General features: G+C 41.7%; 13 protein-coding genes. 10 read left to right on the top strand and 3 right to left on the bottom strand.

Annotated features, from left to right (window positions below; translation table 11 throughout):
• Positions 1-134: 134 nt before the first annotated feature.
• The 5 genes from EKQ44_RS13055 to EKQ44_RS13035 all read left to right on the top strand — a co-directional run bounded on the left by EKQ44_RS13055 (position 135) and on the right by EKQ44_RS13035 (position 5,453).
• A complete protein-coding gene (locus EKQ44_RS13055; RefSeq protein WP_237663997.1) occupies positions 135-881 on the top strand; it encodes a DeoR/GlpR family DNA-binding transcription regulator in 747 nt (248 codons plus the stop codon).
• Between the two features lie 4 nt (positions 882-885).
• Positions 886-1,797, top strand: coding sequence for a 1-phosphofructokinase (gene pfkB / locus EKQ44_RS13050; RefSeq protein WP_237663996.1), 912 nt, complete (start codon positions 886-888; stop codon positions 1,795-1,797).
• Between the two features lie 14 nt (positions 1,798-1,811).
• Positions 1,812-3,686, top strand: a complete 1,875-nt coding sequence (locus tag EKQ44_RS13045; RefSeq protein WP_237663995.1) for a PTS fructose transporter subunit IIABC — start codon at positions 1,812-1,814, stop codon at positions 3,684-3,686.
• A gap of 263 nt (positions 3,687-3,949) precedes the next feature.
• Positions 3,950-4,714, top strand: a complete 765-nt coding sequence (locus tag EKQ44_RS13040; RefSeq protein ID WP_237663994.1) for a phytoene desaturase family protein — start codon at positions 3,950-3,952, stop codon at positions 4,712-4,714.
• Positions 4,665-5,453 carry a phytoene desaturase family protein gene (locus EKQ44_RS13035; RefSeq protein WP_237663993.1) on the top strand — a complete coding sequence of 263 codons (789 nt, stop codon included), beginning with the start codon at positions 4,665-4,667 and terminating at the stop codon, positions 5,451-5,453. Before EKQ44_RS13040 ends, EKQ44_RS13035 begins: the two co-directional genes overlap by 50 nt.
• A 22-nt stretch (positions 5,454-5,475) precedes the next feature.
• On the opposite strand, the gene EKQ44_RS13030 is transcribed toward EKQ44_RS13035, so the two are convergent.
• Positions 5,476-6,111, bottom strand: a complete 636-nt coding sequence (locus EKQ44_RS13030; protein ID WP_237663992.1) for an adenine nucleotide alpha hydrolase family protein — start codon at positions 6,109-6,111, stop codon at positions 5,476-5,478.
• A 259-nt stretch (positions 6,112-6,370) separates the two neighbouring features.
• On the opposite strand from EKQ44_RS13030, the gene EKQ44_RS13025 reads away from it, so the two are divergent.
• On the top strand, positions 6,371-6,823 hold the full coding sequence (locus EKQ44_RS13025) for a ferritin family protein (protein WP_414491307.1): 453 nt from the start codon (positions 6,371-6,373) through the stop codon (positions 6,821-6,823).
• Between the two features lie 575 nt (positions 6,824-7,398).
• Here EKQ44_RS13025 and chrA read toward each other — a convergent pair.
• Complete coding sequence (chrA, locus tag EKQ44_RS13020; protein WP_237663990.1) at positions 7,399-8,583, bottom strand: chromate efflux transporter; 1,185 nt, start codon at positions 8,581-8,583, stop codon at positions 7,399-7,401.
• Complete coding sequence (locus EKQ44_RS13015; RefSeq protein ID WP_237663989.1) at positions 8,570-8,899, bottom strand: PadR family transcriptional regulator; 330 nt, start codon at positions 8,897-8,899, stop codon at positions 8,570-8,572. Before EKQ44_RS13015 ends, chrA begins: the two co-directional genes overlap by 14 nt.
• A gap of 501 nt (positions 8,900-9,400) precedes the next feature.
• Here EKQ44_RS13015 and EKQ44_RS13010 point away from each other — a divergent pair.
• From EKQ44_RS13010 to EKQ44_RS12995, 4 genes are all read left to right on the top strand, one after another.
• The gene (locus EKQ44_RS13010) at positions 9,401-9,838 is read left to right on the top strand and encodes a DUF6376 family protein (protein WP_237663988.1); all 438 of its coding nucleotides are present in this window, start codon (positions 9,401-9,403) and stop codon (positions 9,836-9,838) included.
• Positions 9,839-9,871: 33 nt separating this feature from the next.
• Positions 9,872-10,516 (top strand): protein kinase family protein, encoded by a 645-nt coding sequence (locus EKQ44_RS13005; RefSeq protein ID WP_237663987.1) that lies wholly within the window; start codon positions 9,872-9,874, stop codon positions 10,514-10,516.
• A gap of 126 nt (positions 10,517-10,642) precedes the next feature.
• A complete protein-coding gene (locus EKQ44_RS13000) occupies positions 10,643-11,167 on the top strand; it encodes an RNA polymerase sigma factor (protein ID WP_237663986.1) in 525 nt (174 codons plus the stop codon).
• The gene (locus tag EKQ44_RS12995; protein ID WP_237663985.1) at positions 11,160-11,912 is read left to right on the top strand and encodes a DUF4825 domain-containing protein; all 753 of its coding nucleotides are present in this window, start codon (positions 11,160-11,162) and stop codon (positions 11,910-11,912) included. The genes EKQ44_RS13000 and EKQ44_RS12995 overlap by 8 nt, the downstream gene beginning before the upstream one ends.
• Positions 11,913-12,012: the final 100 nt, after the last annotated feature.

The following is a 12,012-nucleotide window of genomic DNA, read 5'->3' as shown; positions in this document are numbered from 1 at the left end:
CCCAATCAATCTAATAACTATTTTTGCTCGCTTTTGATTGGTATTGGCAACTTATGAATGTTTTTGATTGATTTTTGAAAGAGCTTACATTACAATAAAAATAAAGATAAACGACATGTGGAAAGGTGATTTTCATGTTAACACCAGAAAGGCAACAGAGGATTTTAAACTTGGTACAAAAGCAGGAGATTGTGAAGCTGCAAGATTTTATAGATGTAACAGGGGCATCGGAATCGACAATACGCAGAGATCTGAGCCAACTGGAAGAGATGAATAAATTAAAAAGGGTGCACGGTGGAGCTGCAAGGATCCATCAGAAGGGCGAAGAACCAAGCATACTCGAGAAATCTTCCATTTATCTTCACGAAAAACAACAGATAGCTAAAGCAGCTGCAGAGCATGTAAAGGATGGCGATTGTATCTTCCTCGATGCAGGTACCACGACATTTCAAATGATTCCTTATCTGGAAAACAAGCAGATAACGGTGGTTACCAATGGGTTCGCCCATATCCAATCTTTAATGGAAAAAGGACTGACCACATATATAGTGGGAGGCTTCATGAAAAATAAAACAGGCGCCATTATCGGCAGCAAAGCTAGTCAATCTTTATTGGAATACAACTTTGATAAAGCTTTCATTGGGGCCAATGGTGTACACCCTAAAAGTGGTTATACAACTCCTGATCCTGAAGAAGCGAGTGTGAAGAATTTGGCAATTAAGCTTGCGAACGAAACTTTCTTTCTCGCGGATTCCTCCAAAATAAATGAAGCGGCTTTTGCAAAAATTGCGCCACTTCAATCAGGAACGCTCATAACCAATAAATGTGATGAAGTCCTAACAGCAGCTTTCAGAGAGATAACAACAGTGATAGAGGTGTGAACTCATGATATATACAATTACATTAAATCCTTCTATAGATTATGTAATAGAGTTGGAAGGGTTTGTAGAAGGTACCATAAATAGAGCATCCAATACAAATTATTATCCCGGTGGAAAAGGAATCAATGTTTCCAGGGTTTTAAAAAGGCTTGGTGCGGACACGATGGCACTAGGCTATGCCGCAGGGTTTACCGGAAATTTTATAAAAGAGAAATTGATAGAGGAACAAGTGGCGGTCAGGCTTCTAGAAGTCGAAGGCCATTCGCGAATCAATGTAAAACTGAAAGCGGATAAGGAAACCGAAATCAATGGCACCGGACCGATAGTGGATGAAGATGCGGTTAAACGATTGCTTCAACAGCTGAACCAGCTTTCAAGTGAAGATATTGTCGTGCTGGCGGGAAGCATCCCAGGGACAGTGCCATCTAACATTTATGAAACGCTCATACAAAAGTGTCAGCAGCATGAAGCAAAAGTGGTATTGGATACTGGGGGACAAACATTACAATCACTCCTTTCGTACAAACCCTTTTTCATTAAACCAAACCACCATGAACTTGGTGATCTGTTTGGTGTCACCATTCAATCACAAGATGATGTCATCCATTACGCTGGCAAAATTCACGAACAGGGTGTTCAGAATGTCGTTGTGTCCATGGCTGGAGAAGGCGCCATTCTTTACACCAAATCTGGTGTTTACTCCGCTAAAGCGCCACGTGGGGAAGTGAAAAATTCCGTAGGTGCAGGAGACTCCCTTGTCGCCGGTTTCTTAGCGGGATATGTAAATACAGACAAGAGTGAAGAAGCATTGCGTTACGGAATAGCTTCTGGGAGTGCCACGGCATTCTCCTATGACCTTTGTCAAAAAACAGATGTTAATAGACTGATAAATCTAGTAGAAATAGAAAAGTTATAAAGGGGGAAAGGACCATGAAAATTACAGATTTACTCACGAAAGAAACCGTTACTCTTCAATTAAGATCAAGTAACAAATCTGATGTCATTAAGGAATTGATCGACTCATTGGATCGTGCTGGAAAGCTAGCAGACAAAAGGAAGTATGAAGAAGCGATACTTGCCAGGGAGGCACAAAGCACGACTGGAATTGGTGAGGGAATAGCGATTCCACATGCGAAAACGAATGCGGTGAAGTCTCCGGCGATTGCCTTTGGTGTGGCAAAGGATGGAATTGATTACGAGTCCTTGGATGGTCAGCCAAGTCAACTGTTTTTCATGATTGCAGCAAGTGAAGGGGCCAACAATGAACACTTAGAAACCTTATCTCGGTTGTCTTCCATGCTGATGGATATGGAATTCCGCAATGCTTTATTAGCCTCATCGTCTAAGGAGGAAGTTATCAGATTAATAGATAACAAGGAAAAGGAATTGTTTGAAGAGGAAGAAGTGGAAGGACGATCTTCTTCTGCTGACAAGGGGTTGATTCTTGCAGTAACGGCCTGCCCGACTGGAATCGCCCACACTTACATGGCGGCAGATGCATTAAAGAAGAAGGCAAAGGAATTGGGTTTAAATCTTAAGGTGGAGACGAATGGTTCAAGTGGAGTGAAGAATCAACTGACACAAGAAGAAATTGACAATGCATCTGGAATTATCGTTGCTGCCGATAAGCAAGTAGAAATGGAACGGTTTAATGGCAAAAAAATCATCCAGGTGCCTGTGGCCCAAGCAATACGCAAACCAGAGGAACTTTTGACAAAAGCAAGCAGTGGCGAAGGCGAAACTTATAGGGGATCAGGATCAGGCAGCTCAAGTTCAGAAGGGAAAAAGGGGCGATCAGGTTTCTATAAGCACCTGATGAGCGGTGTTTCTAATATGCTACCATTTGTTGTTGGTGGTGGAATCCTTATTGCTATTTCCCTCATGTTTGGAATCAATGCATCAGATCCCAATGATCCTAGCTACCATTGGTTTGCAGAAGCACTTATGTCCATTGGTGGCGGAAATGCCTTTTACTTGATGATTCCCGTCCTTGCCGGATTCATTGCAATGAGTATTGCGGATCGTCCGGGATTTGCTGCAGGAATGGTCGGTGGATTGATTGCCTATACGGGTGAAGCTGGTTTCTTGGGTGGTCTCATTGCCGGTTTCCTTGCAGGTTATCTCGTTCTAGGTTTAAAGAAAGTTTTCAGTGGGTTACCTGCATCTCTTGAAGGGATTAAACCTGTCCTGCTGTACCCACTATTCGGTATCTTTCTAACCGGAATGATCATGCTACAATTGGTGATTCCCCTAAAAGCGTTTAATCAAGGATTGACGTCTTGGCTGGGTGGTTTAGGCTCAGGAAATTTGATTGTATTAGGAGTCATATTAGGTGCGATGATGGCCATTGATATGGGAGGTCCTATCAATAAGGCGGCCTTCACATTCGGTATTGCGATGATCGATGCAGGAAACTACGCACCGCATGCAGCGATCATGGCAGCAGGTATGGTGCCACCACTTGGGTTGGCACTTGCTACAACCATCTTTAAGAGTAAATTCAACAAGCAAGAGAGAGAAGCAGGAAAAACATGTTATATCATGGGAGCTTCTTTTATCACAGAGGGTGCCATCCCGTTTGCCGCAGCGGATCCGTTACGCGTCATCCCTTCTGCAGTCGTAGGTTCAGCAGTTGCCGGTGCGCTTGCCATGTTATTTGGAATAGGGCTCCCTGCGCCTCATGGTGGAATCTTTGTTATTCCGATAGTGACCGGCGGTATTTTCATGTATGTGTTGGCTATCTTGATTGGAGCTGCTGTGACGGCGGTTATGGTCGGGTTGTTGAAGAAGAGGGTTACTGTGTGATTTTATAAAAAAAGTGATGGGTTATCCCATCACTTTTTTATATAGGCTCTGTTAAAGCATACTGTTGATTTTTATAGCAATAAGCTGTTTTTTGGAGCAATAGTCTCAAGGTTGTCGCCCCGTATAAAGCGAAGCCGATTGCGGATATCAACAGCTGTGTTTAACAGTATCTTTCTATAAAACTTGCCAACACATTCAGTTTTAGAGACTTCATCAAGATTCTATATAATAGGATTCATACATGTAGGAAAGAAGGGGACAGCATGCTTAAAGATGCAATCGTTATTGGAACGGGATTCGGTGGAATGACAGCGGCGGCGCTCCTTTCAAAAGCCGGTTACGATGTATTGACCCTTGAAGCTGCAAATGAGTTTGGTGGATGTGCTAGCAAATTTGACCGTGACGGATTCCGTTTCAATGCAGGTGCGACTGTTGGAATGGGCTTTGAGGATGGGGGGATGTTAAAGAGACTATTTGATGAGTTGGACGCCCCCATTCCCCCAATGAAAAGACTAGATGAAATCATGAAGGTGTACCTTCCAGACCGGACGATCACTTATTTTTCAGAAAAAGAAAAGTGGTACAAGGAAGTCACCGATAAATTTGACAAAGATCAAGATCGAATCCTGGCATTCTTTGAAGAAGTTTTTAAGGTGGCGGAAGTTCTGCAGAGATTTGTAGAAAAACGAGCTGTTTTCCCCCCCTCTACCATATCAGAGTATTTTACTCTACTAAGCAACATAAATATGAGCCTTCTAGGCCTGACTCCATATTTGACCCAATCTGTACAGGACCGTCTATCCAAATTTGGTCTGACGACTAATAAGCCATTTATGGCATTTATTAATGGGCAACTGATGGATAGCGTTCAGTCGACGGCAAAATATAGTCCTTCTTTGTTAGGGTACATGGCATTAAGTATTTTTCATAAGGGAGCTTTTTACGTGGAGGGAGGTTTGGCATCTATCATCCAGGCATTTGGCGGGAAACTATCGTGCTTCAGGGGGAGAACTGCGCCTGCGCCATAAGGTTGTCAGTATAGCCAAACATGGAGTTGTTTGGACGGTTGTGACTAAACGTGGTCAGGTATTCAGAACGAAGCAAGTGATTTTGAATGCGCCGATTCATAATATCTTCACCTTGATGGAGCCCGAGTTGCATCAAAGGCTTCCTATCAAAGAACACAAAGAAAAACAAAAGGAAGCGTGGGGAGCCTTTACTCTATATATTGGAGCTAACCCCTCGTTTATGATGCCGGAAGCTAGCTCCATCCCATTTCACCAATTTATCTCCTCTTATGAATCCCCGTTATCAGAAGGGAATCAGTTCTTATTTTCCATATCACAAGAAGGAGATACCAAGTTTGCACCAAGTGGAAAACGGTCCATTACTATTTCCACGCACACAAATGTCGACAAGTGGTGGGATAGGGGGACTTATGAAAACAGAAAAGAAGCATATATGGAGAAAATAATCGGATCAATCGATAGGAAATTTCCTACTTTCTCTTCCAATATTGTTGTAAAGATGGCGGGAACTCCCGTGACTTTTAAGCGATATACACAGCGTGCATATGGAAAGGTTGGTGGTTATATTCCTAAAAGCAAATATAGTCTATTTAAAAGTTATTCTCCGAATTCACGGGTGGGAGGGCTTTGGTTTTGTGGAGATACCGTTTTCCCAGGTGCCGGGTCATTAGGGAGTAGCTTGAGTGGATGGATGGTCGCTGATGCAATCATTGGAAAAAACCCAGGTCAAGGCATGTGAAGGCCGTGAACTGGGTTTTTTTCTAGGAAGAGGAGAGTGCTCCGGCTTCCACCACTCCATTACTAACTTTCAAAACCTTATGTTCCTCACCTTGGTGAATAACGAAAAAACCATTCAGAAAGTCTGTGGATGATTGTTTGAAGAAAATACCTTTGATGGCATTCTCACAAGGAGTATCAAAAGCAAGCTCATAATTGTTATTTTTTTGTAACAAGTGGGCATGTAGGCCGCGGTCATAGGCTTCAGGTTGAGGGATGTTTTCACGCCCCACTTCCACCACATGGATATCGACACCCTTAACCTTTGTGAAAATTTCATTAATTAAAGAATGTTTAACGATCCTTTCTAACTTGCTCTGAATTGGTTGACCCAATATAATCTGAGTGATGTCGTGCTTAATAGAGGTTTCCGCAATGACTGCCGAGACTTTTTTGCCTTTGGAGTATTCAATTAGTATGGGCACATCATATTTTGAAGCAATGCTTTTAAAGAATTGCTTCGTACGGATCTGATTCAAATCCAAGTCATCATAAGGAATGGTATAGACAAATAAAACAAAGCAATCTCCCCCAAAAGTATCTGCAATGATCTTGCCCCGTTGGATGAGCTTCTCCACATGCTTTGGATTGCTTACACAAACTAAGATATTTTCTTTCATCGAAATCCCCCTTTGTCCATTATTACAAGAATTACTTAGTATCATAATATATTAATTTCTTGATGAAATGGTTAATGATTCAAAAAGAAAATCATTCCTTGTCTATCGGTGAGGAGATGGAAGCATACAAGCAGATGTGTTTGCATAATTCTAGCTCCTTATAGAAAGATGTCTAGTTCCATTCTATGAGTATGGCTACTATCTGGAATGATTAAAAATATTGCTACATAGAATAAAAGAAGGAATGATTATAAAGGGGATGAGAAATGTGAACGGGTATTATTATCCATACTATACAAGGGCACCACAGGATGAAACTTTAATAGAGAATATCTCAAAGGCCATCAATGGAGAATATAGTGCCATTGCCTGTTACGAAAAACTGGCCAAAATGGCACCAGATGAGGAGACACAAAAGAGGATATCTGAAATAAGAGAAGACGAAATAAAGCACTATAATACGTTTAGTCAAATCTATCAATCATTGACTGGAAAAGCAGCCACACCGGAAATATCTGAAGAGTGTCCGGAAGATTACCAAGATGCATTGGTGGCATCGATGAAAGATGAACAAGAGACGGTCGATTTTTATTTGGATATCGCTGACTCTACTCAAAACCCATACATCCGGAGGGTATTTAAGAGAGCTGCAGCGGATGAACAGAACCATGCGGTGTGGTTTTTGTTTTTCTATACGGAAAGTAAAGGATAAAAAAGAAACCGACTTCTCCAGCAAGAGGTCGTTTTCTTCAGACTGTTGACAAACTATAAACTAGTTAGGTTATCTGTTGAAAGAGTTGATCTTCGTTGCAGGAGCTTCGCTTTCCGCGGGCAGTCCGGAAGCCTCCTCGGCTACGCCCAAGGCCACTGAAAAAGTAATGATTGTTAATAATCTGGTTAACACCGCTGTTAATCTCCGCAAACGGCTTCGCTTTCCGCGGGGCGACCTTGAGCCTCCTCGAGCTGCGCCCTGCGGGGTCTCAAGATTGTCGCTATCCCCCCGCAGGAGTCTGCGCCTATTGCTCCAATTAACAGCTAGAAATCATTTGAACGATAAGTTATTGGGTTTTTCAGTGGCCTCGCTACGCCCTGCGGGGTCTTCCATGTCCTTTCCTCCCGCTGGACAAGGAATACTTCGACAGCAATTCATCGCACGAAGAAAATGCGTTAGCATTTTCGAGGAGTCTTCGCTCCTTCCACTGCGATCAACTAGAGAATTTCATTATATTAGTCTTTGTCTACACACTGAAGAAACCGACTTCTCCAGCAAGAGGTCGGTTTCTTTTATTATAACAATCCTATCAAAGTCCCGCCGATGGCACCCGTTAACACTACCATCCAAGGTGGAAGCTTCCAATAGACAAGCATGCTGAATAAAATCGCAGCAAAGGCAAAATCAATCGGAGCTGAAATAGAGCTTGTCCAAATAGGAAAATAGAAGGCGGATATTAAGATTCCTACCACTGCAGCATTCACTCCCATTAATGCTGCCTTCACTTTGGAATTGCGACGCAAAGAATCCCAAAACGGCAAAGTACCCAGTATTAATAGGAAGGCAGGGAGAAAGATGGCGAATGTTGCTAACAAACCACCCTTCCAGCCATCAATGACAGCACCGATATACGCGGCGAATGTAAACAATGGTCCAGGAACTGCCTGTGCAGCTCCATACCCTGCCAGAAATGCTTCCTCACTGATCCAGCCTGTTGGAACAAACTCCCGCTCTAGTAATGGAAGGACCACATGGCCTCCGCCAAAAACAAGGGATCCTGAACGATAGAAACTATCAAACAATGCCACCCAATTTAGTGATGTAGCTTCTCTTAATAATGGTAATAAAATTAGCAGTCCGAAAAATAGCGTTAAACAAATGACGGCCAACCGTTTGGAGATTGGAAACGCTAGACGTGAATCGTCTTCTGTAACATTTTGCTTAAATAACAGAAAGCCAATGACTGCTGCGATAAGGATCACACCAACCTGGGAAAAAGCAGTCTGCCACATCAATGTGGCAACCAATGCGAACAAAGCGATGGCCTTCCTCTTTACATCAGGGGTCAGGTTGTTTGCCATCCCCATTATTGCATGAGCGACAACGGCGACCGCAACAATCTTCAACCCATGAATCCAGCCGGCGTTCCCAACATCAAATCCTTGCAGAATAATAGCGAAAACAATAAGAGCTAATACAGAAGGGAGTGTGAAGCCTAAAAAGGAAGTGATGCCTCCAAGAACCCCTGCTCGCATGACGCCAATCCCTATTCCCACCTGACTGCTGGCAGGTCCGGGCAAGAACTGACATAGGGCAACAAGGTCGGCATAGCTTTTCTCATCCATCCATTTTCTGCGACGGACATATTCGGTGTGGAAATAACCAAGATGGGCTACAGGTCCCCCGAAGGAAGTAAGTCCTAGTCTTGTTGAAACGATAAGGATTTCCAATAATGATTTTAATCCTCTATTCTTTTTCATGATTGTCACCTTCCTTGATTTCTTTAAATAGTTCATAAGCTTTATTTCTTGCTTCTTTTAAAATGATGTTGCCTTTTTCTGTGATGGTATAATTCTTTCTGATTTTCCCCTCAACATTCTTCTCCTCTTTTGTAAGGAGCCCATCCTTTTCCATCGAATGGAGGATAGGGTAGAGGGTGCCAGCACTGATTGAGTAACCGTGCTCCCGGAGTTCTTCCAGCATCCAGGCTCCATAGACAGGATGTTCTTTGGCATGATGCAGAATATGAATTTGTATAAATCCAAGGAATAGTTTTCTCAACACTTTCTCTTCCAAACGATTGCCCCCTCATCGCTCAACCGACTATCGATATCGGTTTTCGATATTACTATATCACAAGGTTTAGTTTGTCCCAACACCTACGAAAAGACTTAACAAAAGCTTTACAAACTCTCGTATGGTTGACCTTTAAGAGAATCTGGGCTATTATAAAGGTACAATTTTAAACGTTCATCCCAAAGGGGAGTAGCTCATGCAACAAAGTCGTCATTACGGGACCCATAGTCCTCGGCTTTGTTGGCAACATTCAGTTGTTAGCGAGACCTTTGTCAGTACCATTAGTCTGGCAAAGGTCTTTTTCTATTTTCGGACCTTTCGCCATTCTGGTGAAAGGTCTTTTCTTATGGGGTGAAAAAATAGATGGAGGTATTCATAATGATAAAAAAATTGGTCAAAGCATTCATTTTGAAAAAAGGTGTCACAGTAGCCAAAAACAAAGTCTTGCCGGTTGTAATGAAAGAAGTCAAAAAAAGAATGAAAAAATAGGAGGCCTTTTATATGCGGAAATTGCTAATGGTTACAACATTGCTAACAACGATTCTATTAAGCGGTTGTTCCGTTCTCGAAGAAGTTAATGATTCGTTGGCTTACGTTAATAAAGCAACGGAACACATTAATACATGGCAGGATTTTGGCCAAGGAGCACCTCAAATGATTCAGGAGGCAGCTACAGACGCTACAGTGAAAGAAGAGCTGGAAACTGAGTTAGATACACTTCTAAAGGATATAGAAGAGTTTAACAATACAGAGGCACCTGCCATTGCTGAAGGCGTTCATAACCAGATTGTTGAAAAGAATGAAGCACTCAAAGAGGTCATCGAAAGTTCTATGGTGAACGGGGAGTTAGCTTTGGATAAACTGGAACAGTCTGAACTCTTTACCCTGATAAACGAAGTCACAACCATGATGAACCTGCTTGAAGACCTAGGAGGCTAAGGGGTTATTCTTAATGAGAGTAGGAGATGACGGATGAAGGGAACTACAAACAAAGAAACATTACTATATGAACACCTCGTTCAATCTGTCGCTTTTATGCGTTATAAGGAAGAAGTACATGTGCAATCATTTGATAGAACACATCTTTCCATCATCGGTTCTGGGAGAAGTGCTTATGTATTTAAATTGGAAGGGACAAATAAAGCTGTAAAAGTTTTCTATCCCCCCTATGAACATCTTGCAAAAAAAGAGGCAGAAATCTATGACAAACTGAAATGTATTTCATCCTTTCCAGATCTTTATGAGTCAGGTGAGAATTACATTGTTATTGACTATATAGAAGGGCATACCATATTTGAGTGTCTGGTCAAAGGGATACACATAAATGAAAAGGTACTTGAGGAAGTGGACCGGTCCATCGCGAAAGCGAGACAAATGGGTCTGAATCCTTCCGATATCCATCTGCACAATATACTGCTCACTACGGAGGGAGGGATAAAACTAATTGATGTGGTTCGATTCGATCAGATCAAGCATTGTACCCAATGGGAAGATTTGAAAAGTGCCTATCATAAATTTTATAAAAAACGACTGTTTCCAAAGAAGCTACCTCAAAAGCTATTATTGTTGATTGCGCATTTTTATAAAAGAAACTTATTAAAACGATTTATTATTTGAGAGCCACTCCTTAAAGGGAAGAGTGGTTTTTTTGTTTTAATAATCTAATTTTATTTGAAAAAACTGCGATAAAATGAAAATAGTATCGTCTAACTAAATGGAAACTGCCACAAACGGGGGAAAAGGATGTCAAATAAACAAGTCATTTCGAAATGGTTTTATTTATATAGCGATGATATTTATCAATTTTTATTTTACCGGCTTCATTCCAAACATTACGATGTAGAAGACCTTGTGCAGGAGGTCTTTTTTAGGGCTTTGAGAAACCTGGATAAGTTTAAGGGAGAAGCTGCCCCGAAAACATGGCTTTATAGCATTGCCAGGAATGTGGCCATTGATGCTCATAGAAAAAGGAAGCGGGATAAATGGAAGTGGCTGTTGACGTTTGAAAGCGAAAAAGTGCCTGAGAACATGACAATGGCAACACCTGAGGAGCTTTATTTCATTTCTGTGGAGCAGAAGGAACTGTTGAACGCGATTAGGAGCTTGAAAGAATCGTATCAAGAGGTGCTTATTATGCGAGCAATCAAGGATCTGACTGTCCAGGAAACTTCCGCAGCCTTAGGCTGGACCGAGAATAAAGTACGCTCCACGCTACACCGGGCTAAATTGGCGCTGCAGACGAAATTGGGAGGGGATGGCCATGAGTAAACAGTTGGATAAGAAGTTGCAATCATTGCCCAAACCGAAAATAAAAGAAGATAGGAAAGATTCCATGCATCAAGCAATCATGGAGCAAAAGGAAAAGGAGCGTGATGGATGGATGAAAAAACTGAAAGCGGCAGCATTGATAACAGCCAGTGCCATAGCGGTTGCTTTATTCTCGTTTATTCTGTTTACCGGTAGTGAAGGGGATTCACCAAGATCCGCTGTACCAGAAGAAAAGAACTATGAGAATTATGTTTCCTATTTAAGGGATATCAACGTTCATGATCAGATAGATGAAGATAGGGCTTTTATAGGCAATAACGGAGCTCTAGGAAAGTACCATGGGCAGGTTTTACCCGGAAAATACTATGCCAATGGAATGGAGCTAAAGACTTCTGAAGACCCGATGGGAATCAATATGCATTACAAGGTTACGGATGAAACATCTGCACTTGCTTATGAGAAAGATGCATTTGATAGTAATAATCTCCCTATGACGCTCACTTTTAATGCAACCACCTATTTTGCTTTTTTCCAAAACGGAGATTATGTGACATTCCACATTAATTACCTTGGAGATATGCAGATATACACAATAACCAGGCAGCAAATAGAGGAATTATATGGAAGAGACGTCCGAGAGTTTCAGTCAGATAAAGAGTTGTGGAATAAAAAAGTTATAAATGAGACGCTATCGGATGAACAAAAGATGAATGACTTCATGGGGAGTATAACGGATCAGAGATAGGATATCATGTTGAAAATAATTGGATTAAATACCTCTTCATTCCATAAATACCTATTAATTAGGTGGATAAAATAGTACAATAGTTGTGTAAACTATATCT

Source organism: Sutcliffiella horikoshii, from assembly GCF_021991925.1.
Lineage (GTDB): Bacteria > Bacillota > Bacilli > Bacillales > Bacillaceae_I > Sutcliffiella_A > Sutcliffiella_A horikoshii_F.
The sequence above is the reverse complement of the archived record's forward strand: the minus strand, read 5'-3'. Positions and strand labels throughout refer to the sequence as shown.